Origin of the sequence: Enterococcus sp. DIV2467a (assembly GCF_050532945.1) — a bacterium.
GTDB classification, from domain to species: Bacteria; Bacillota; Bacilli; order Lactobacillales; family Enterococcaceae; genus Enterococcus; species Enterococcus faecalis.
Map to the genome: position 1 here is coordinate 445,684 of NZ_CP172896.1, position 20,242 is coordinate 465,925.

The window sequence follows — 20,242 nt, forward strand, 5'->3', positions numbered from 1 at the left end:
GGTTGGTGGTTTCCATTTATTTTATAAAGACTTCAATATTCTAGTGAATTTGACGTTGGTGACGATTAGCTAACGTGCTGACTTTCATGACAGAAGCAACAGGAATCATGCGCAACTGTTGTTCATCCGTTTGTAAACGAACGACGATATTGTCCGAAATATTTTTTGAGACAATCCAGCCGATCACCGTTTCGAATTTATGCGCTGTAGGGACTTCTTTCAATTGTAAGACCACTAAGGATTTTTGGGCGGCAGCGACTTGGAGCTCTTGTAAAAGCGCACTGCGTTCCTTTTCTTTATTCTTTTGATCTTGAGAATCTTCTAAAAATGCCGAAAAGAAATGTTGGGAAGAGAGCGTAATCAGTTTAGAAATGCTCTTGATGGTAGCTTTATGTTGATCCATTCTTCTGCCTCCTTTACGAATAAAATAGAATAAAACTCAAATGACTAATTACCTGTATTTTACCTAATTTTGTGATAAAATTCAAGAAAATATGTTCGCCTTCAATAATTATGAGAATTTACCAACGTTTCTGTTTTTCGAAAAAGAAAGTAGTATAATGTGTGAGCATATAAGAAATACATAAGATTATCGGATGTAGTCAATAGATAGAAAAGGATGAATAGTATGTCAAAAAAACCATCAGGTTACCAAAAAAAAGTTCTCACGGTGTTGTTGGTATCGTTTGGCTTTGGCGGGTTGTTAGCGCAGTTTTCGCCGATGAAATCAGGTGGGTTTTCAAGTTGGTTTGATGATTCATATGTCAAAGCTAGTGCTGAATCAAGTAAAACAAAAGAACCAGCACCAGTTAAAATTGAGAAAAAAGTCAAACCTTTAAGCTATGGACAACAGGTCAATCAAGAAATTGAAAAGAAGCAATATAATGGACATCTGGATTTGCCGTTAGAATTGCAGACAGATGCTAAATGGAAAGACACCGCATACGGATTTGGCAATGTGGATAAGCCGAATACAATCGAAATTAATGGCTGTGCGATTGTGTCGCTTGCGATGGTTGGTTCATACATGGATCACCAAGAAGTTACCCCTCTGGATGTGTTAGCTTGGGCAAAAAATGACTTCTTTATGGAAGGGCAAGGAACGGCGTGGTCTATTTTTAGTGCATATGCTGAAATGAAAGGCTATAACTGTCAAGAAATTGGGGATATTGAAACAGTGGCAGCTTTCTTGAAGGAAGGTCATCCAGTCATTATTTCTGTAAAACCGGGCTATTTCACTACAACTGGTCACATTATGGTGATGAGTGGTGTGGATGAAAAAGGCGATTTCTGGATTAATGATCCAAACGATTCAGAAGAAAAGGGCCATTCAAAACGGACATTTACAGCCGAAGAAGTGATGAATGAAGCGTTAAACTTCTGGGCATTTTATTAGGAATAAGAAAAGGTGTGGAACAACAGGCAGTACCCTTTGTTCGCATCTTTTTTAGCAAATAAAAGGAGGCAGGACAATGGAGCGATGTACTTGGGCAACGAATACAACTGAAGAGATGCAAGCCTATCATGATGATGAATGGGGACGTCCAGTTCATGAAGAGCAACAGTTATTTGAGTTATTGACCTTGGAAAGTATGCAAGCGGGCTTAAGCTGGGCGATTATTTTGAATAAACGAGAAACGCTCAGAGCAGCTTATGATGCGTTTGATTATCGGAAAATTGCGCGATATGATGAGGAAAAAATTTTAGCTTTACTAGCAAATCCTGGTGTGATTCGTCATCGTTTAAAAATTCAAGCGACCATCACGAATGCGCAATTTTTTCAAGAAATTCAGGCAGAATTTGGCTCCTTTGATCGCTACCTCTGGAACTTTGTCGATCAGCAACCAATCGTTAATCACTGGCAGCGGCCAGAAGAGGTTCCAGCCTCCACGGAATTATCGCAACAGATTAGTCGAGCGTTAAAAAAACGAGGATTTAAATTTTTAGGTGCCACGACAGTCTATTCCTTTTTACAGGCGGCGGGATTGGTGAATGATCATTTAGAAACGTGTCATTATAAATAATAAAGGTCTCCTTCCAAAATTGAAGGAGACCTTTATTTTATTCTTTATACGCCCACTTGAAGTCGTATTTAGCACCTGTTGGATGATAAATAATTTCTTTCACGTTTGGTGCACGTAAGTGTGATTCTGCTTTTTGGTAAATTGGCACAACACCCATATCAGCAATTACTGTTTTTTCAGCGTTGATTAGATCTTCCCAGCGTTTTTCAGGATCGTTAACATCTGTGGTTTTGGACGCAGCAATGAATTTATCGTATTCAGGATTGCTGTAACGTCCACGGTTATTAGAAGTTGAGCTTTCTAATAAATCTAAGAAGTTAATTGGGTCTGAATAGTCGGCACTCCAACCACGAACAGCGATTTGGAAATCCCCTTTTAAGGTACGATCTAAGCGAACAGCCATAGGGACAGGCGTCACAGTTACTTTTAAGCCTTCCAAAGTATCAGATAGTGATCCTTGAAGATATTCGCCCATTTTTTTAGCGCCTTCAGAGTCGTCTACCATTAAATCAACCGTTAAGTTGGAAACACCAAGTTCTTGTTTCGCTTTGTTCCAGTATTCCACAGCTTTTTTCTTGTCGTATTTGACTAATTTGTCGCTGCCGGCTTCTTTAACAAAGTCTTCACCCGTTTTTGGTGATTTCGCGACATCCACAGGAACGAAGCCTTGTGAAGGAAGAGAGCCATTGGCTAAAATGTTTTTAGCTAATGAATCGCGATCGATGGCATAAGACATAGCACGACGTAAGTTTGCGTTGGTCAATGGTGATTTTTCATCTGCTTGATTCATTTCTAAATAGAAAGAAGAAGCGGCTTTTAATTGGACCAAGTCAGGCGAGTTTTGCATTTGTTGGGCCAGTTCGCCAGATAAATACGTATCATCCACTTCACCAGTTTCATAAAGATTTAAGGCAGTTGGGGCTTCTTTCACCACGTTGATAGCGACTTTATCTAACTTGACAGTCTCTTTGTCCCAATATTCTTCATTTTTAGTTAGAGACCATTTAGTATCTGTTCCGGGACCATCAAACTCAGTTAGCGTAAACGGACCATTGTAGACTGCTTTATCGCTACTCTTTGTATAATCTTTACCAAAACGTTCAACGATATCTTGACGTTGCGGCAAGAAAGAAGGGAAAGCCAATAAATCGTCAAAATATGGTGTTGCTGTTTCTAAAGTGATTTCTAATTCATGATCATTGATTGCTTTAATGCCCAATTCTTCTTTAGGTAGTTCCCCTTTAGAAATTTTTTCAGCATTTTTTACTGGTTCAAACATGTAGGCATATTCTGAAGCAGTAGCAGGATCCACTGTTCGTTGCCAACCGTAAACGTAATCTGCAGCAGTAACTGGTTTGCCATCAGACCATTTTGATTCTTCACGTAATTTAACTTTGTAAACTAAACCGTCTTCTGAAACAGTCGCTTTTTCGGCTGCACCAGCAGGCGCGGGTTTGTTGTCTTTATCTAAACGATAGATTCCTTCGTAGACATTATTTAAAGTGGTAAAACTCACTTCATCTGTCGCAAGGGACGGATCGGCACTAGGCATTTCTTGGGATTCAACCATTGTGTATACTTGGTTGTCGCTGCCGCCGTTGCTTGCTCCTTTATCGTCACTGCCACCGCCGCAGGCCGCTAAAGCTAAGCTTGATAATACAAGTAATGAAGTAAATAAAACAGATTTCTTCATTTGACACGCTCCTTTTCATTTTTAGCAATACTCTCAGTATAATGTAAAAATGAAAAGGAGAAATTAAAAAATCGTTAGAAATGATTATTCTTTTATCAATTTTTAAAAAATGTCTAATCTTTTTTATGAAAAAAGTGGACAAACGTTGATAAGTAAAGATTTGAGGTGATTTCCATACAGAAAACATTCGATTTTTGAGTATTTATTCATCATTGATTTGATTTTTTTGACATAAAATAAACATCCCTTTTACAAAAAACAAATGAGAAGAAAAAAAGATTGTTACAAAAGCAAATAAGTGCTTTTGTAACAATCTTTTTAATCTTTTAATCGTTGGATGTCAATGACAGTTCCTGTGTAGGCATCTGCAGTGAATTCGTATTGAACAATGCCGTCGTCTTCAATGCGGCAAATTCCTCCAGTATATGTTTTGGAGTGGATGGCGAATTTCCGCAAGGGCTTTTTCTCAAATTCAATCCACGAACCTTCAATCGGTCCTTCTTTTAAAAAAGCAGCTTTTACATTTTCTAAGACGAGATCAGCGGAGATTGTTTTTTTCTTATGGTAGAACAAGGTTGAGGCAATGCCGCCTACTAAACCAAGACCAACGCCTAGCGCTAAGCCGCCTTTAAAGTATGTCAACTCATTTTCTTCGTTCATTTGTATGACCTCCCTTGGTCGGTTTCTGCTTACTATTACTTTTGTCAGTATCACTCTTATTTTACCATAGAGAAGGGGCCGCTGAGAAATAAAAAAAGTTTTTCAATCATTCTTTTAGGGCATTCTCATTGTCACGTTTAAAAAGAGAAAGCGATGTGCATTTTCTAGTATTTGCGTTATAATAAGAGTGAAATCATATGAAAGGAGTACCTATTTTTATCGACAGGATAAAGTGACTTTTTAGAGAAAAAGTGACGCTTGGTTGGCGTAATTTCCAACAAATCAAAAGCAATAGGACATACATCTATGGAAGAAAAAACATTTCAACGAATCAAGGAATTAACTGAATTACAAGGAACCAGCGGATTTGAAGACGACATTCGCGCGTACATGAAAGAACATATCACCCCATTAGTGGACGATGTCCAATATGATGGTTTAGGTGGTATTTTTGGGATTAAACGTTCAAAAGTGGAAGCAGCGCCACACGTAATGGTAGCAGCTCACATGGACGAAGTTGGCTTCATGTTAACTCAAATTAACGATAATGGTTTATTCCAAGTGGTTCCTTTAGGTGGCTGGAATCCCTATGTTGTTTCAGCACAACGTTTTACGTTAAAAACAAGTAAAGGGAACTATCCATGTATTTCTTCATCTATTCCGCCACACTTGTTGCGTGGTACGAGTGGTCAAAAACAATTAGAAGTCTCTGATGTGTTATTTGATGCAGGATTCTCTTCAAAAGAAGAAGCTGAAAGCTTTGGCGTTCGTCCAGGGGATTCCATTGTTCCACAAACAGAAACGATTAAAACAGCCAATGGCAAAAATATTATCAGTAAATCATGGGATAACCGCTATGGTTGTACGTTGGTATTAGATGCATTGGAAACGTTACAAAATGAAGAATTAGGCCACACATTAATTGCTGGAGCAAACGTACAAGAAGAAGTTGGTTTACGTGGTTCTAAACCATCTGTTCATAAATTTAATCCAGATATCTTCTTTGCGGTGGATTGTTCAGCGGCAGATGATATTCACACGAAAAAAGGGACATATGGTCATTTAGGTGAAGGAACGTTATTACGGATTTTCGACCCAGGTTTAATCACATTGCCTCGCTTGCGTGAATATTTATTGGATACAGCAGCGACACACAATATTCCGTATCAATATTTTGTTTCTAAAGGCGGAACGGATGCTGGGGCAGCGCACACAACTAATAATGGTGTACCAAGTACAGTCATCGGCGTTTGTGGTCGTTACATCCATACGCATCAAACAATGTTTAGTATTGCGGATTATGAAGCAGCGCGGGAAATGTTGTTACAAGCATTACGTGGCTTGGATAAATCAACAGTTAATACAATTGTTTACGGAAAGTAGAGGATGTTTAAATGATTTATCCCAATTCATTAGAAGAACTAGCAACTTATGTTGAAAAAGGTAAAAATGTTTTCTTCTTTACTGCTGATTGGTGCGGAGACTGTCGTTTCATTAAACCAGTCATGCCTGAAATTGAAGAAGCATTTCCAGCGTTTCAATTTATCGAAGTTGACCGTGATCAGTTTATTGACGTGGCTGCCGAGTGGAATATTTTTGGTATTCCGAGTTTTGTCGTAATTGAAAACGGTCAAGAGTTAGGACGCTTAGTAAACAAAGACCGAAAAACAAAAGAAGAAATCAGTGCATTTTTAACTAGCTTAGGCTAATTTTCATGAACCAGAGGAACCATTAAATTAAGAGAGAATCAGCTGGACAAAAGGGCGTTCTGCGCAAGGGTCCTAAATTCATTTTTGACTCTAGTTTCTTAGTCAAAGAAGCCTTTTAGATCAGCCTCCATCGGGAAGGTGACGAAAATGGAAGAACAAATGTATAAAAATATTCTTGTCGGCGTAGACGGTAGTGATCAAGCCAATTTAGCTTATGAACGTGCAATTGAGGTTGCTCGTCGAAACGGAAGCCGAGTCATTGTTGCAAATATTTTAGAAAATCAAGTGTATACAATGATGGGGTATTCGACGTTAAATGATCAATTAATTGATCAAGAAACAGCCGCTGCGGAAGAATTAATGGCCGATTGTAAAAAGTATGCTGAAAGCGTTGATTTTCATAATGTTGAAACAGTTACCATGTTTGGTTCACCCAAAGAAGTCATGAGTCATGAATTACCTGAAAAATACAATGTTGATTTAATTATGGTGGGACAATCAGGATTAAACGCAGTCGAACGTGTGGTCATGGGAAGCGTCAGTAGCTACATTATTCGTCAAGCCCCTTGCGATGTCTTAATTGTTCACTCTGAAGAAAAATAAGTAAAAAGAGAATGTCAAGAAAGGAAACTCTTTCTTGACATTCTCTTTTTTATTTGCTATTTTTAAGACGTATTAAGACGTATTAAAATGAGGTGTATGATTAATGGATAAATTAGAATCAAATAAAAAAGCACCGCTTTATCAACAATTATACGATGCTATTTTAAATAAAGTTAGAAGTGGTGAATATCAAGTAGGAGAAAAAATCCCTTCAGAAGAACAATTGATGGCCATTTACGGAGTGAGCCGAGTAACCGTTCGTAATGCGATTAAACAATTAGTTGATGAAAATATTTTAATTAAACGGCATGGAAAAGGGACATTTGTTTCAATGCCATCCTATGTTGAGAGCATGACAGCTGGTGGGAGTTTTACTGAGTCAGGTTTAAAAATGAATCGTAAACCAACAACTAAGATCATATCAATTTGTTTAAAAAAAGCAACAGGGCATGTTGCAGAAGCATTGGGTGTTGAAAAAGCGACAGAAGTTATTGTTATTGAGCGCCTCCGTTCGTTAGATAACATGCCTGCAATTTTCGAGATTGATTATTTTAGAAAAGAAGATCAGTTTATGTTGGACTTAGAATTAACAGATACTTCATTATTAGATATTTTACGGCAATATAGAGGAGTAATTGCTAGCTATTTTGATAATATCATTGAAATTGCCTTGGCCGATGAAAAGTTGGCAGAAGCATTAGCGATTAGTGAAGAAGAAGCGTTGGTCAAAATTAATCAAACAGTTGTGGATAATGATAATCAAATTTTATATTTTAATGAGCAATATATCCGTAGCGAATCCTACAAAGTAGCCATTCGTTCATATAATAAATAAAGGAGGTTTATGAAATGAGAAGGTTTTACATTGCTTCACATGGTGATTTTTCTAAGGGGATTAAACACTCGTTAGAAATGATTGCGGGACACTCTGCAGCTGCCGTTCATACATATAGTCTGTATCCAGGTGAAAGTGCAGTTGATTTTTTTGGAGAGTTAAAAAAGAAAGCCGAACAAGCGCCAGAAGATGAATTTATCCTCATGGGTGATTTATTTGGTGCAAGTGTGGTTACAGCTATGATGGGGCTAACTGTACTTGAAAATGTAATCGTTTTCTCTGGCGTTAATTTGAATTTGGCACTAGAGCTTATGCTAGCAGGTTCAGAAAAATTAACAGATGAAAAGATTCAGGTAATTATTCGAAATGCACGACAAGGAATTCAACGCGTTCATATCGAAGAGATAGAAAATGATGATTTCTAGGAGGGGTATTAATGAAGAAAAAAGCTGATTTTTTAGAGCTGTTTGCTGTTGAAAAACCAATTATTGGGGTGATTCATTTAAAAGGTAAAACAGATCAAGAGATTCAAGAGCGAGCAAAAAAAGAGATTCAAATTTACAGTGAACATGGGATAGATGCAATTTTGATGGAGAACTATTATGGGGATTATGTTCAGCTAGAAAAAGCGCTCCAATATGTTACTTCATTAGATTTACCGATTCCTATTGGTGTAAATGTGTTAAATGTTGACCCATTAGGTTTTCATTTAGCCAATAAATATCATTTACAATTTTTACAGATTGATTCTGTGGTTGGTCATGTGAAACCGCGGGATGAAGCATCCTTACAAGCTTTTTTTGATTTATATCGTGCAAAAACAACAGCAAAATTAATTGGTGGCGTGCGCTTCAAATATCAACCAATGTTGTCTGAAAAATCAGTCGAAGAAGATTTGAAAATTGCACAGCAACGTTGTGATGCTATTGCAGTGACAGAAAATGCAACGGGTGAAGAGACATCAATAGAAAAGATTAAGTTGTTTAGAAAACAATTACCTGAGTTTCCGTTAATTGTCGCAGCGGGGTTAAATGACAAGAATGTGAAAGAACAATTGGCGATTTGCGATGCAGCAATTGTAGGGAGTAACTTCAAAGATACAAGAAAAGATACGGGAGATATTTATGCTCCTTATGTTGATTCGTTTATGAAAATTGTGAAAGAACTGAGAGGTGAATAAGGATGATTAAAATGACAAGAGTGGACCATCGGTTGATTCATGGTCAGGTCGGGTTTACTTGGACAAAATTTTTAGAAGCAGATTGTATTTTGATTGCTAGTAATACGTTGGTTGAGGATCCATTAAGAATGAGCGCTATGAAAATGGCAAAACCTTCAGGTGTTAAATTAGTTATGAAAACGATTGATGATTCAATTAAGGCGTTAAATTCTGGGGTGACAGATAAATATAAACTATTTATTTTATGTGAATCAGTTGCTGATATGTATCAATTGGTCAAAGAAGTGCCAACAATTAAGGAAGTTAATTTAGGTGGAATGAAAAATGGGGAAACGCGCAAACAAATTTCAAAAGCTGTTCATTTATCAGAAACCGACATTGCACAAATTAAAGAACTAACTAATGAAGGAATCGAATTAACCGTTCAATTAGTCCCTGACGATCAAAAGGTTGCTATAAACAAGTTATTAAATTAAATAAATAGGAGGGTCAAATAGATGGAAGTGACATTTATCAAGGTTCTATTAATGTTTTTAATTGCCTTTTTTGCCTACATGCATAGCTGGTTTGGTTCAACGATGTGGAACCGTCCAATTGTTGTCGCTCCGCTAGTAGGGTTAGCTTTAGGAGACTTAGATACGGGAATTAAGCTTGGCGCAACATTAGAGTTGGTATTTATGGGTGCATTTCCTGTTGGCGCAAGTAATCCACCAGATTTTGTTTCAGGAACGATTATTGCAACAGCTTATGTAATTATGAGTGGGCAATCAATTTCTAGTGCGGTTGTTTTAGCTGTTCCAATCGCTACATTAGTACTTTTAATCGATAATCTTCAGATGACATTTTTACTTACAGGCGCTAGCCATTTAGCTGATAAGGAAGCAAAACGAGGCAATATTCAAGGGGTAGAGCGAATTCAACTAATTGCAGGAGTTGGCAATAAAGTTTTGTTAGCTCTAATTGTGGCATTAGGCTTTTACTTAGGCGTGCCGTTTATTGAAAAGGTATTGTCTTATGTCCCAGACTTTATTACGCATGGATTAGATATTGCGGCAGGTATTATTCCAGCAATTGGTTTTGCGATGTTAGCAAGAATGATGGTAACAAAAAAGATGATTCCATTTCTATTATTAGGCTTTTTATTCGCTGCTTATTTAAAAATTTCAGTAGTGGGGATTGCTTTGTTTGGCATCGTGATTGTCCTACTATATATGAATATGAGTGATGGTCAAACAAGGGAGGCTGTTGTCGATGACAATGAATTCTAAAAACACAAAATCTGTCATTACTAAAAAAGATTTTTGGTCTGTATTTTTTCGCTCTTTAACGTTAGATGCATCATGGAATTATGAGCGGATGCAAAATTTAGCTTATGCTTATGCAATGGCTCCAATTATACGTAGGTTGTATAAAAATAATGAAGAGAAGAAAGCGGCCTTAGAACGACATTTAGAGTTTATGTCTGTCACTCCGCATATCTCTACCTTATTATTAGGAATTTCTGGAGCAATGGAAGAAGAAAATGCTAAAAATCATGAATTTAACTCAGCTAGTATTAATGCAGTGAAAACTAGTTTAATGGGACCAATGTCTGGGATTGGGGATTCTTTCTTTTGGGGGACCTTAAAAGTTATCGCAACAGGTGTAGCTATTTCATTGTCTAAACAAGGAAATATTTTTGGTCCGATTGCCTTTTTACTGATTATCAATATTCCGCATTTTGCTTTACGGTATATCTGTTTGGATAAAGGGTTTAAATTAGGTGCTAAATTTTTTAGTGATGTTGAAGATAGCGGCGTAATCGAAAAAGTTACCACAGCTGCCTCTATTTTAGGGTTAATGGTTATTGGTGGGATGACGGCTTCTAATGTCGTGTTTGAGTTAACTGCCAAAGTTGGCTCTGGAAAAATCGCCACGCCATTACAAGAATATATCGACCAAATCATGTTAGGTTTTTTCCCGGCTTTATTCTTCTTAGTTATTTACTGGTTATTAGGGAAAAAAGTGAAAACAACGACACTTTTAGTTGGGGTTATTCTATTATCTATTTTTTTGGCGGCATTAGGGATTGCCTAAAATTCAATAATTGTAAGTGCAACTTTCCACTTTTTTTGTTACTATAGGACAGGAGAGAATTTAGCTATCCAGCCTATAGCTTTCAAATTTAGGAGGAACAGAAATGATTTTTGCATATAACAAAGAACACGTTGGCGATGTCTTACTTGTCATCGTTGCGGACGATCAAGGGGCGGAAAACCAAGTAAAACGTGTCGGCGATGTGGCACGTGTAAGTTTAGTTGAGGCGCCAGAAACAGTGGTAGCTTGGAATATTTTCAATGTTTCAGCGCTTCTAGGTGACATTAATGGCACCGGCCAAGTGACTTTAACAGACGAACAAATTGAAAAAGTCAATACAGCGATTAAAGATGCGGGATTTTCAGAAATACTTGAAAAAGACGACACCCCTAAAATTGTGGTCGGCTTTGTCAAATCATGTAAAAAACACCCAGATTCAGATCATTTATCTATCACACAAACAGAAGTAGACAACGGCGAAATCTTACAAATTGTTTGTGGCGCACCGAACATCAAAGCAGGACAAAAAGTAGTTGTGGCCAAACCAGGCGCAATGATGCCTGATGGTTTAATGATTTGGCCAGGGGTTTTACGTGGTGAAGAAAGTTTTGGAATGATTTGTTCAGCAAAAGAATTACGTTTACCAAATGCACCTGCTAAAAAAGGAATCTTAGAATTGCCTTTTGATGCAGAAGTTGGTTCTGCATTTGCGGTAGGAGAATAAAAGAAAGAAACGACCTGTTGTTTGAACAACAGGTCGTTTCTTTCTTTTATTGATTGCTGCGATTATTTTGTTGTGTTAAAGCTGATTTATCAATGGTTAAATCGATGGTTGCTTTCATTTCTTTAGAACCACGATAATAAGTCACTTCCATTTTGTCGCCAACTTTTTTCTTGTAAAGCGCGCTTTGTAAATCTGTAGTAGAGCTTACGTCTTGGCCGTCAACTTTCGTGATAACATCGTATTTTTCCAATCCAGCCTTTTCAGCAGGGGTCGCTGCTTCAACGCCACGAACCACTACGCCAGTTTTTACAGAAGCTGGAATTTTTAAAATTTGTTCTTGTTGTTGTGAAGAGATACCTGTTAAATCAGACATCGTAATCCCGAGAGCTGGCCGCGTCACTTTACCATCTTTTTCTAATTGGTTGATAATGTTGACTACGTCATTACTTGGAATGGCAAAGCCCATCCCTTCAACGCTCACTTGACTAGTTGATTGCACAATTTTTACTGAGTTAATTCCAATGACTTGTCCTTCAATATTGATTAGTGGACCACCGGAGTTTCCTGGATTGATGGCAGCATCGGTTTGAATGGCATTAATATTGATGGTTTCACCAGACTCGTTTTTATTGGTAATATTTCTATTCACAGAAGAGATGATTCCTTGTGTGACAGAGTTAGCATAATCAGAACCTAGAGGGGAACCAATCGCAATAGCAGGCTCACCGACTGTGATTTTACTAGAATTCCCAAACTCAGCGACTTGATCAACTTTGTCGGAAGAAATTTTAATCACGGCTAAATCCGTGTAAGCATCGGTTCCGACTAATTCGCCTTTCACTTTGGTACCATCAGATAAAACAACTTCCAATCCTTGCGCTTTATCTACGACGTGGTTATTTGTCACGACATAAGCCGTTTTACCATCTTTCTTATAAATAACCCCACTACCTTCACTGGCTGCTTCTAAATCGTTACCATTGTTGCCGGAAGAGTCTTGAGTACCTTCATTCCCACCGAACAATCCCCCAAAAGGATCATCTGCCGAAGAATTGTTGCTAGCACTTTGCATATTAATGACAGAAACCACAGAATTTTGAACTTTTTTCACGGCTTTTGTGACATCGCTAGACACATTGTAACTCACATTGCTGACTTTTGTGTCGCCGTGATTAGTGGACGTCGTCGTCGCCGCATTATTTCCGCCGTTGGGTGTGGGAATAATCCCAGAATAAGCGCCTCCTAGAATAAGAGCGCCACCAAGTAAGCCGCCAGCTAAACCAATCCCAAATTTTTGCAATAAACTTTTTTTATCTGAATTAGGTGTAACATCTTTTCGTTGCATAAAATAACCTCCCAATAAGTGCATCTGAATTTTCTATATTAAGTATATCTGTTTCCTACTCCTTTAGTCTATCGAATAGCTTTGAATTTTTTATGAACAACTTAGGGAAAAATTACAGAAAAAATACGAATGAAAAAGTTATACACAGAAAAATGTGAACAAATCGGGAATAACTCTGTGTATAGTTTTTAAGAAAGTTATCCACAGAATGTGGATAATGTGGACAAATCAGTGGCGAATATGTGTTTGTATTGAAAAAGCTGTTAAATAAAGTAATTTTTTAGTTTGTTCTGTGGATAACTCTGTGTATATGTGTATAAGTATGTGGAAACGTTGTGGAAAGTAGCCAAACTTCGTGCTAAAATAAGAAAGAAGAGAAAACGAGAAAGTAGTGGAATAGGTGAAAATTAAACTAGTAACAGTCGGAAAACTGAAAGAAAAATACCTGATTCAAGGCATTAATGAATATCTGAAACGTTTAAATAGCTATGCCAAGATGGAAATCATTGAAGTACCAGATGAAAAAGCCCCAGAAAAACTCAGTGACGCTGAAATGCTTCAAGTCAAAGAAAAAGAAGGCCAACGTATTTTGGGGAAAATTAATGACAACGAATACGTCTTTGTTTTAGCCATTAATGGCAAACAATTATCTAGTGAAGAATTTTCAAAAGAAATTGAACAATTAGGGATTAGTGGCAAAAGTAATCTAACCTTTGTCATTGGTGGCTCCTTAGGTCTCAGTGATTCAGTCCTTCAGCGAAGTAACCAACAAATTTCTTTTGGCCGCTTAACTTATCCACATCAGTTAATGCGTTTGGTATTAGTTGAACAAATTTATCGCGGTTTTCGGATTATGAAGGGGGAACCGTATCATAAATAGGGGCGGTTTCCTAACGTAAAAAGGATAGCAAGAGCTTTGCAAAAGTAGTGAAATAAGCAGGAGGTATGGTAACAAGTTATACTATGTGATTTTCAAAAGATATAGAACTCGTTAACGAGACGAATAATCAATCGGTCAAAAACGTTATTTTTTGTTAATGAAAGCGTTGACAGCTGAATGCAACTATGCTAATCTTAATTCATAAAGTTAAACGTTTAACTTTATTTGATAGGAGTGTTTTTGTGAAAAAAATTACGATAAAGGATATTGCGCGTGAAGCAGGAGTCAGTATCGCCACGGTTTCAAATGTCATTAATAATAAAGCAAACCGTGTTTCAGAAAAAAAGAAACGTGAAATTCATGAGTTGATGGATAAATACAATTATGCACCTAATTTAAATGCTCGTTCCCTCGTAGCACAGGAATCAAAGATGATTGGTATTTTATATTACTCTATTAAAGAAGAAATCGATTTTGGCGATCCATTTATTGCTGATTTGATGACCGGCTTAGAATTTGAAGCAAAACGACAAGGGACGTTCATCTTATTTCATGGATTTAATGAATTAAAAGACATTGATTTATTGCAAAGAAACTGGAATTTTGATGGTTTTATCATTATTGGTGCATTTAAAAATATTATTACAGAACTTGTTAAAAAAATCAGTAAACCCATGGTCTTTATTGATAGTTATTATGATCTATCTATCCAAAATCCACAAATTTTATTTGTCAATAATGATGACAGAAAACTTGCTTATGAAGCTACAAAAGTATTATTAAATTATGGGTATCGAAATATTGCCTTTTTCAGTCCAGCTTTTTCATTAAAAGATGATGGCGTAGTCCCACAACGTTATTTAGGTTATTTAGATGCACTTTTGGAATTTGGCTTGGCTGCTGACGATAAACTGTTATTTTCGGAAGAAAAATTGACTAATTTTATAGAAGCTGAAGAAACTTATTCCGCATCCATCATTAATTCAGATTATTTAGCAGCACAATATTTGTATAAATTAAGAGAAAGAAATCAGCAATTCAAGTCACTGATTAGTTTTGACAATAATATATTTTCTCAACTATTGAATCCTCCTCTGTCTACCGTTGATTTGAGACAAAAAGAAAAGGGACGTATTGCTGTTAAATTAATCAACGATATGCTTCAAAGGTCAGAAAAGCAGTTTGAAAGAAATATTATGATTGAAGGTCAGCTAATTAGTCGAGAGTCAGTATTGGAAAGGACAGAGTGAGATGGTAAAAGTATCAAGTAAGCAGAAAATAGTGGGAAAGGGATATCGATTTACAGTATTAACGCCACAGCTAATTCGAATGGAATATTCAAAAGAGAACTTCTTTATTGATGAGCAGACACAGGTGATTCAAAATAGAGAGTTTCCTGAGTTTGAGTTTGAACTAGAGGAAAAAAATGAACGGTTAGAGATTGATACGGAGGCGTTTCACCTAACTTATGATAAGAAAGCTTTTACCAGTCAAGGGCTGGTAATTACTATGAAATCTAATTTTACCGATTACAATAATAAATGGTATTACGGCCAACAAGTAAATACTTTAAAAGGAACTGTTCGCACACTTGATAACGTAGATGGAGAAATTGAGCTAGAGGAAGGAATCATTTCTAGACAAGGTTATGCCATACTTGATGATTCCACCTCATTTATTGTATCAACTAAAGGTTTACCTAAATCAAAACAAGTGGAACATAAAGATATTTATTTTTTTGGTTACCAACATGAGTACAAAAAAGCACTCAAAGATTATTTCAAGTTAACTGGGGCAACACCGATTCTGCCTCGTTATGCACTTGGAAATTGGTGGAGTCGATTTTGGGCTTATACAGATCAGGAATATTTAGCGTTAATGGATCGATTTAAAAAAGAAGAAATCCCGCTTTCAGTGAGTGTGATTGATATGGACTGGCATCTTCGAGATATTCCCAGTCGATTTGGCAGTGGTTGGACAGGCTATTCTTGGAATCGAAAATTATTTCCTCAACCAGCTGAATTTTTAGAAAAGTTGCATGAGCGAGGACTGAGGGTAACGTTAAATGTTCACCCTGCTGATGGCATTCGAGCATTTGAAGATTGTTATCCGAAAGTTGCTGACCGATTAAAGTTAAACGTTTTACTTGAAGAGTCGGCAGAATTTGATATGACGAGTCAAGCATTTGTTGAAAGTTATTTTAAAGATGTCCATCATCCTTTAGAACAACAAGGCGTTGATTTTTGGTGGATTGACTGGCAACAAGGTGAACAAAGTAAAGAGGATGGTTTAGACCCTTTGTGGCTATTGAACCAGTATCATTTTGAAGATAATAACAAAACAAAAGATGGCTTGATTCTTTCACGATATGCAGGCCCGGGCAGTCATCGTTATCCAGTTGGCTTTTCTGGGGATTCGATTATCAGTTGGGAATCACTACAATTTCAACCTTATTTTACAGCGACTGCTTCTAACATTGGTTATTCTTGGTGGAGCCATGATATTGGCGGACATATGGGTGGAAAGAGAGATGATGAGTTGACATTAAGATGGATGCAATTCGGTATCTATAGTCCAATTAATCGTTTACATAGTTCGTCCAGTCCATTTAATGGAAAAGAGCCTTGGAATTTTCCACCAATGATTGAAGAGGCCATGAAGGAGTCCTTGAGAGAGCGGCATCGCATATTGCCGTATCTATATACAGCAAATGTAGAACTAAGTGAACAAGGAAGCCCTTTGCTACAACCTATGTATTACGAAAATCCAGAAAAAGATGCAGCCTATAACTATAAAAATCAATATTATTTTGGGAATGAACTTCTGGTTGTTCCAATCGTTCACCCTACAGATAAAACGTATAAATTTTCAAAAGAAGATATCTGGCTGCCCGAAGGAAAGTGGTATGACTACCATAATGGCTATCGTTATGAAGGGGATACTGAAATTAGTATTTTTCGAAAAATTAATGAAAGCGCTGTGTTTGTCAGAGGAGGAGCTATTATTCCAACCGCATCAGATTTCCTCACAACAAAGCCAGATGAACTACCAAAAGTCATTGAATGGAAAGTTTTTCCTGGTCAGTCAGGAGAATATCATTTAATCGAAGAAAAAGAGGGTAAACGTTGTACTACTTCTTTCAAATTAGACTGGGAAAATTTGAAAGTGACAATTGCAATCAATGGTGAGTTATCGATTATCCCTAGTGACAGAAGTCATAGATTGATTTTACATTGTGTAGAAGCTGGTGATGGTTCTGCTTTTCCTGAAAATATTTTCCGAGCAGAGATTGTTGAACACTTGTCGTTACCAGTAAAAGAAATAGACAAACAAATGATGACAGATATGCTCTTTGAGCGCATTGATTTACCAGAAATTTCCTATGATTTAAAAAATCAATTATGGGAAATACTAGCCGATACTACAGATTTTAAAAATAAATTGTTAACTGTCAAGTGCTTTAAAGATGAACAGTTAACAGATTTATTAACGGAAGTCTTTTATATAGAAGAAAGTTAAGGGGGGAGGAAAGCGATGATTGGTTCAAAAAAAAACAATGCATTATGGATAAGTTTATTTTTACTACCGAGTTTGATGGGTTTTTTAGTATTTATTATCTATCCAGTATTTTATTCTCTTGGGGTGAGTTTTACTGATTGGGATTTAATCAATCCAATGAAATTTGTTGGGATAAAAAATTATCAAAGTTTAGTTAATGATTCTACATTTTGGAATTCTTTGAAAAATACGTTTCTGTTTATAATTGGCTATTTACCTTCCGTGATGATAATTGGGCTACTTGTGGCATTGTTGTTAAATAGTAAATTATGCTTAAAACCTGTTTTTAGAGGGGTTTATTTCTTACCTGTAGTGACATCATGGGTGGCGGTATCATTGGTTTGGAAATGGTTGTTTAATCCGAAGTATGGCTTGATTAATTATTTTTTGACAATGATTGGGCTTCATGGACCTAATTGGTTAAATGATCCTAAGACCGCTATGCTAGCTATTATTATCACAAGCGTTTGGAAAGATATTGGTTTTATCATGGTCCTTTATCTTGGTGGTTTGCAAAATATCTCTGTATCACTTTATGAGGCAGCGGATATTGATGGTGCTGATAAGTGGCATCAATTTTGGAAGATTACTTTACCTATGCTAAAACAAACAACCTTTTTTGTTTCAATGATTTCGTTAATTAATTCTTTTCAGGTATTTGATCAAGTAAATATCATGACAGCAGGTGGTCCTGGAGATGCAACGACAGTGTTGGTACAAAACATCTATAATTCAGCGTTTAAATATTCAGAAATGGGCTATGCGGCGGCTATGTCGTGGATATTATTTTTGATTATCTTAGTCGTATCGGTTGTTCAGATGTGGGGAGAAAGGAAGTTGACGAAATGAAAAAAGTAAGACTAGTAACGATTTTGAAATATCTGATCGTTCTTATGGGCTGCGGCATTATGATTTTGCCGTTTTTATGGATGGTTTCCACGTCATTAAAAGAACGTGGAGCGACAATGGTCTTTCCACCAACATTTCTTCCTGAAAATCCCATGATTGAAAATTATCAACAAGTAATCGACCGTTTTCCAATGCTAATATTTATGAAAAATTCAATCATTGTATCCTTGGTGACAACCGTGGGAACAATCATTGTAGCATCAATGGCAGCTTATGCTTTTGCCCGAATGCGTTTCAAAGGAAGAAACCTATTGTTTCTACTGTATTTGAGTACAATGATGATTCCGTCACAAGTAATCATGATTCCTCAATTTATTCTCTTGAAAAATTTAGGCTGGATTGATACGTATCAAGGACTAATTTTACCAAATATCTTTGGTGTGTTTGGTGTATTTCTTATGCGACAGGCATTTTTGAACATTCCTATTGAGTTAGAAGAAGCAGCTTTCATGGATGGTGCGAATCACTGGACTGTTTTTATAAAAGTTGATTTGCCGTTAGTAAAACCAACGATAGCAACATTGTTTATTTTTACATTTATGCAATCATGGAATAATTATTTGTGGCCGTTAATCGCTACAAGTAGTCGTGAAATGGCTACTTTACCTTTGGGACTTTCATTATTACAAGGTCGTTGGAGTACCAACTGGAACCTTGTAATGGCTGGCGTTGTAATTAGCGTGATTCCTATTTTAGCAGTTTACCTATTTGCACAAAAATATTTCATTCAAGGGATGACCATGAGTGGTATGAAAGAATAAAAAATGGAGGGAAAAATATGAAGAAAAAATTATTATTTATGAGCATTGCAGCATTGACGTTATTGGTATTAGGCGCTTGTGGTGGAAGCAACTCTACATCCGACAAAAACAAAACAGAAATAAAATATTATAGTTTTTCAGCTACACCTGATTATGAAGACCAGCTAAACGAGATGGTTGAAAAATTTGAAGCCGCAAACAAAGAAATCAAAGTTGATGTTGAATTAGTGCCGTACAACGATTATTTTACGAAGCTACAGACGTTGATGGCAGGAAGTCAAGCACCAGATGTTTTTGAACTGAACTATGAGAACTTTGTTTCCTATGCAGAAAAAGGGGCATTATTAAACTTGGATAAATACATTGCAGAGGATCAGAATTTTGACAGCAAGACATTGAATAAAGAAGCCTTTGAAGCATATCAGTATGATGGAAAGCAATACGGAATGGTTGAAAGTTTTTCAAACGTAGTGACTTTTTATAATAAAGATCTCTTTGACAAAGCCAATATCGACTATCCTACAAAAGATTGGACGTGGTCAGATGAAGTGGCAGCTGCTAAAAAACTGACAAATGCAAAAGAAAATATTTATGGCACGTATGCGCCTGTTACAATGAATGAATTTTACAAAGTTACTGCTCAAAATGGTGGGAAATTAAAGGATGATGCTGGAAATTGGACAATCAATGATTCAAAAAATGTTGAAGCACTGGAATATATGGTGAACAACGTAACCAAAGAAAAAATAGCCCCTTCGCCAGAAGAAATGTCTGGTCAAAATTCAGAAGACCTTTTCTTAAATGGTCAACTAGCAATGGTTCATACTGGAATTTGGATGTTTAGTCAATTTAAAGAGGCTGATTTTGATTGGGATATTCAAGTTGAAGCTGGGAATGTAGAAAAAGCAACGCACTTTTTTGCGAATGGCTTAGCAGTTTCTAAAGATACCAAACATGCTGAAGCAGCCTATAAATTTACTCAATTCATGAGTGCGAGCAAAGAAGCTGCGGCAATTCGTGTAGAAAATGGGTGGGAACTACCAGCAATTACGGATGATTCAACTTTAAAACCATATTTAGAACAAACACCACCAGAAAATCGGAAAGCTGTATTTGAATCATTAGACTATCTAATTTTACCGCCAGTAGATAGTGATTGGAGTAAAGTAAGTGATACTGCAGATAAAGAATTCCAAAAAGTATTATTGAATGAAGAAAGTGCACAAGAAGCACTGGATAAACTTCAAAATGAGTTTGGAAAATAGATAAAATTTTTGAGTGTGGT

General features: G+C 36.7%; 22 protein-coding genes. 18 read left to right on the plus strand and 4 right to left on the minus strand.

The features are described from left to right. Nucleotides 1-40 precede the first annotated feature (40 nt). Nucleotides 41-403: a hypothetical protein gene (locus IGL80_RS02090; protein WP_002354999.1), complete on the minus strand. Its 363-nt coding sequence runs from the start codon at nucleotides 401-403 to the stop codon at nucleotides 41-43. 216 nt (nucleotides 404-619) lie between these two features. Between IGL80_RS02090 and IGL80_RS02095 the strand changes: the two genes are divergently transcribed. Beyond that, complete coding sequence (locus IGL80_RS02095; RefSeq protein WP_002355000.1) at nucleotides 620-1,396, plus strand: peptidase C39 family protein; 777 nt, start codon at nucleotides 620-622, stop codon at nucleotides 1,394-1,396. A gap of 76 nt (nucleotides 1,397-1,472) precedes the next feature. Further along, nucleotides 1,473-2,024 (plus strand): DNA-3-methyladenine glycosylase I, encoded by a 552-nt coding sequence (locus IGL80_RS02100; protein ID WP_002359081.1) that lies wholly within the window; start codon nucleotides 1,473-1,475, stop codon nucleotides 2,022-2,024. 37 nt (nucleotides 2,025-2,061) lie between these two features. On the opposite strand, the gene IGL80_RS02105 is transcribed toward IGL80_RS02100, so the two are convergent. After that, nucleotides 2,062-3,717 carry a peptide ABC transporter substrate-binding protein gene (locus IGL80_RS02105; protein WP_002355011.1) on the minus strand — a complete coding sequence of 552 codons (1,656 nt, stop codon included), beginning with the start codon at nucleotides 3,715-3,717 and terminating at the stop codon, nucleotides 2,062-2,064. A gap of 318 nt (nucleotides 3,718-4,035) precedes the next feature. Beyond that, the gene (locus tag IGL80_RS02110) at nucleotides 4,036-4,377 is read right to left on the minus strand and encodes a PepSY domain-containing protein (RefSeq protein WP_002355012.1); all 342 of its coding nucleotides are present in this window, start codon (nucleotides 4,375-4,377) and stop codon (nucleotides 4,036-4,038) included. A gap of 306 nt (nucleotides 4,378-4,683) precedes the next feature. Between IGL80_RS02110 and pepA the strand changes: the two genes are divergently transcribed. From pepA to ytpR, 10 genes are all read left to right on the plus strand, one after another. After that, the gene (pepA, locus tag IGL80_RS02115) at nucleotides 4,684-5,760 is read left to right on the plus strand and encodes a glutamyl aminopeptidase (RefSeq protein ID WP_002359082.1); all 1,077 of its coding nucleotides are present in this window, start codon (nucleotides 4,684-4,686) and stop codon (nucleotides 5,758-5,760) included. An 11-nt stretch (nucleotides 5,761-5,771) separates the two neighbouring features. Next, nucleotides 5,772-6,086, plus strand: coding sequence for a thioredoxin family protein (locus IGL80_RS02120; protein ID WP_002355015.1), 315 nt, complete (start codon nucleotides 5,772-5,774; stop codon nucleotides 6,084-6,086). Nucleotides 6,087-6,233: 147 nt separating this feature from the next. After that, the gene (locus IGL80_RS02125; RefSeq protein WP_002385249.1) at nucleotides 6,234-6,689 is read left to right on the plus strand and encodes a universal stress protein; all 456 of its coding nucleotides are present in this window, start codon (nucleotides 6,234-6,236) and stop codon (nucleotides 6,687-6,689) included. A gap of 103 nt (nucleotides 6,690-6,792) precedes the next feature. Continuing rightward, nucleotides 6,793-7,524: a GntR family transcriptional regulator gene (locus IGL80_RS02130; protein WP_002359083.1), complete on the plus strand. Its 732-nt coding sequence runs from the start codon at nucleotides 6,793-6,795 to the stop codon at nucleotides 7,522-7,524. 14 nt (nucleotides 7,525-7,538) lie between these two features. Further along, on the plus strand, nucleotides 7,539-7,949 hold the full coding sequence (locus IGL80_RS02135; RefSeq protein ID WP_002359084.1) for a PTS sugar transporter subunit IIA: 411 nt from the start codon (nucleotides 7,539-7,541) through the stop codon (nucleotides 7,947-7,949). A gap of 11 nt (nucleotides 7,950-7,960) precedes the next feature. Then, on the plus strand, nucleotides 7,961-8,704 hold the full coding sequence (locus IGL80_RS02140; RefSeq protein ID WP_002359086.1) for a BtpA/SgcQ family protein: 744 nt from the start codon (nucleotides 7,961-7,963) through the stop codon (nucleotides 8,702-8,704). A 2-nt stretch (nucleotides 8,705-8,706) separates the two neighbouring features. Next, complete coding sequence (locus tag IGL80_RS02145) at nucleotides 8,707-9,180, plus strand: PTS sugar transporter subunit IIB (protein ID WP_002359087.1); 474 nt, start codon at nucleotides 8,707-8,709, stop codon at nucleotides 9,178-9,180. Nucleotides 9,181-9,201: 21 nt separating this feature from the next. Then, on the plus strand, nucleotides 9,202-9,972 hold the full coding sequence (locus IGL80_RS02150) for a PTS mannose/fructose/sorbose/N-acetylgalactosamine transporter subunit IIC (protein ID WP_002359088.1): 771 nt from the start codon (nucleotides 9,202-9,204) through the stop codon (nucleotides 9,970-9,972). Next, on the plus strand, nucleotides 9,956-10,780 hold the full coding sequence (locus IGL80_RS02155; RefSeq protein ID WP_002385250.1) for a PTS system mannose/fructose/sorbose family transporter subunit IID: 825 nt from the start codon (nucleotides 9,956-9,958) through the stop codon (nucleotides 10,778-10,780). The genes IGL80_RS02150 and IGL80_RS02155 overlap by 17 nt, the downstream gene beginning before the upstream one ends. A 103-nt stretch (nucleotides 10,781-10,883) precedes the next feature. After that, complete coding sequence (gene ytpR / locus IGL80_RS02160; protein WP_002359091.1) at nucleotides 10,884-11,504, plus strand: YtpR family tRNA-binding protein; 621 nt, start codon at nucleotides 10,884-10,886, stop codon at nucleotides 11,502-11,504. Between the two features lie 46 nt (nucleotides 11,505-11,550). On the opposite strand, the gene IGL80_RS02165 is transcribed toward ytpR, so the two are convergent. Beyond that, nucleotides 11,551-12,849, minus strand: a complete 1,299-nt coding sequence (locus tag IGL80_RS02165) for a S1C family serine protease (RefSeq protein ID WP_002368406.1) — start codon at nucleotides 12,847-12,849, stop codon at nucleotides 11,551-11,553. Nucleotides 12,850-13,249: 400 nt separating this feature from the next. Between IGL80_RS02165 and rlmH the strand changes: the two genes are divergently transcribed. The 6 genes from rlmH to IGL80_RS02195 all read left to right on the plus strand — a co-directional run bounded on the left by rlmH (nucleotide 13,250) and on the right by IGL80_RS02195 (nucleotide 20,222). Then, complete coding sequence (rlmH, locus tag IGL80_RS02170) at nucleotides 13,250-13,729, plus strand: 23S rRNA (pseudouridine(1915)-N(3))-methyltransferase RlmH (RefSeq protein ID WP_002355021.1); 480 nt, start codon at nucleotides 13,250-13,252, stop codon at nucleotides 13,727-13,729. Between the two features lie 242 nt (nucleotides 13,730-13,971). Then, the gene (locus IGL80_RS02175; RefSeq protein WP_002359092.1) at nucleotides 13,972-14,979 is read left to right on the plus strand and encodes a LacI family DNA-binding transcriptional regulator; all 1,008 of its coding nucleotides are present in this window, start codon (nucleotides 13,972-13,974) and stop codon (nucleotides 14,977-14,979) included. A 1-nt stretch (nucleotide 14,980) separates the two neighbouring features. Beyond that, nucleotides 14,981-17,248 (plus strand): TIM-barrel domain-containing protein, encoded by a 2,268-nt coding sequence (locus IGL80_RS02180; RefSeq protein ID WP_002404341.1) that lies wholly within the window; start codon nucleotides 14,981-14,983, stop codon nucleotides 17,246-17,248. Nucleotides 17,249-17,263: 15 nt separating this feature from the next. Continuing rightward, entirely contained in the window at nucleotides 17,264-18,136 is an 873-nt protein-coding gene (locus IGL80_RS02185) for a carbohydrate ABC transporter permease (protein ID WP_002359095.1), read from the plus strand. Beyond that, on the plus strand, nucleotides 18,133-18,957 hold the full coding sequence (locus IGL80_RS02190; protein ID WP_002404340.1) for a carbohydrate ABC transporter permease: 825 nt from the start codon (nucleotides 18,133-18,135) through the stop codon (nucleotides 18,955-18,957). Before IGL80_RS02185 ends, IGL80_RS02190 begins: the two co-directional genes overlap by 4 nt. A 17-nt stretch (nucleotides 18,958-18,974) precedes the next feature. Further along, complete coding sequence (locus tag IGL80_RS02195) at nucleotides 18,975-20,222, plus strand: ABC transporter substrate-binding protein (protein ID WP_002359097.1); 1,248 nt, start codon at nucleotides 18,975-18,977, stop codon at nucleotides 20,220-20,222. Nucleotides 20,223-20,242: the final 20 nt, after the last annotated feature.

What these genes read in the sequence shown, in the direction of transcription:
- IGL80_RS02165 (WP_002368406.1), bottom strand. Translation starts at nt 12,849, where the DNA reads ATGCAACGAAAAGATGTTACACCTAATTCAGATAAAAAAAGTTTATTG.
- IGL80_RS02155 (WP_002385250.1), top strand. Translation starts at nt 9,956, where the DNA reads ATGACAATGAATTCTAAAAACACAAAATCTGTCATTACTAAAAAAGAT.
- IGL80_RS02145 (WP_002359087.1), top strand. Translation starts at nt 8,707, where the DNA reads ATGATTAAAATGACAAGAGTGGACCATCGGTTGATTCATGGTCAGGTC.
- IGL80_RS02150 (WP_002359088.1), top strand. Translation starts at nt 9,202, where the DNA reads ATGGAAGTGACATTTATCAAGGTTCTATTAATGTTTTTAATTGCCTTT.
- pepA (WP_002359082.1), top strand. Translation starts at nt 4,684, where the DNA reads ATGGAAGAAAAAACATTTCAACGAATCAAGGAATTAACTGAATTACAA.
- IGL80_RS02185 (WP_002359095.1), top strand. Translation starts at nt 17,264, where the DNA reads ATGATTGGTTCAAAAAAAAACAATGCATTATGGATAAGTTTATTTTTA.
- IGL80_RS02100 (WP_002359081.1), top strand. Translation starts at nt 1,473, where the DNA reads ATGGAGCGATGTACTTGGGCAACGAATACAACTGAAGAGATGCAAGCC.
- IGL80_RS02110 (WP_002355012.1), bottom strand. Translation starts at nt 4,377, where the DNA reads ATGAACGAAGAAAATGAGTTGACATACTTTAAAGGCGGCTTAGCGCTA.
- IGL80_RS02140 (WP_002359086.1), top strand. Translation starts at nt 7,961, where the DNA reads ATGAAGAAAAAAGCTGATTTTTTAGAGCTGTTTGCTGTTGAAAAACCA.
- IGL80_RS02180 (WP_002404341.1), top strand. Translation starts at nt 14,981, where the DNA reads ATGGTAAAAGTATCAAGTAAGCAGAAAATAGTGGGAAAGGGATATCGA.
- IGL80_RS02105 (WP_002355011.1), bottom strand. Translation starts at nt 3,717, where the DNA reads ATGAAGAAATCTGTTTTATTTACTTCATTACTTGTATTATCAAGCTTA.
- IGL80_RS02130 (WP_002359083.1), top strand. Translation starts at nt 6,793, where the DNA reads ATGGATAAATTAGAATCAAATAAAAAAGCACCGCTTTATCAACAATTA.
- ytpR (WP_002359091.1), top strand. Translation starts at nt 10,884, where the DNA reads ATGATTTTTGCATATAACAAAGAACACGTTGGCGATGTCTTACTTGTC.
- IGL80_RS02090 (WP_002354999.1), bottom strand. Translation starts at nt 403, where the DNA reads ATGGATCAACATAAAGCTACCATCAAGAGCATTTCTAAACTGATTACG.
- IGL80_RS02195 (WP_002359097.1), top strand. Translation starts at nt 18,975, where the DNA reads ATGAAGAAAAAATTATTATTTATGAGCATTGCAGCATTGACGTTATTG.
- IGL80_RS02135 (WP_002359084.1), top strand. Translation starts at nt 7,539, where the DNA reads ATGAGAAGGTTTTACATTGCTTCACATGGTGATTTTTCTAAGGGGATT.
- IGL80_RS02190 (WP_002404340.1), top strand. Translation starts at nt 18,133, where the DNA reads ATGAAAAAAGTAAGACTAGTAACGATTTTGAAATATCTGATCGTTCTT.
- IGL80_RS02120 (WP_002355015.1), top strand. Translation starts at nt 5,772, where the DNA reads ATGATTTATCCCAATTCATTAGAAGAACTAGCAACTTATGTTGAAAAA.
- IGL80_RS02125 (WP_002385249.1), top strand. Translation starts at nt 6,234, where the DNA reads ATGGAAGAACAAATGTATAAAAATATTCTTGTCGGCGTAGACGGTAGT.
- IGL80_RS02095 (WP_002355000.1), top strand. Translation starts at nt 620, where the DNA reads ATGAATAGTATGTCAAAAAAACCATCAGGTTACCAAAAAAAAGTTCTC.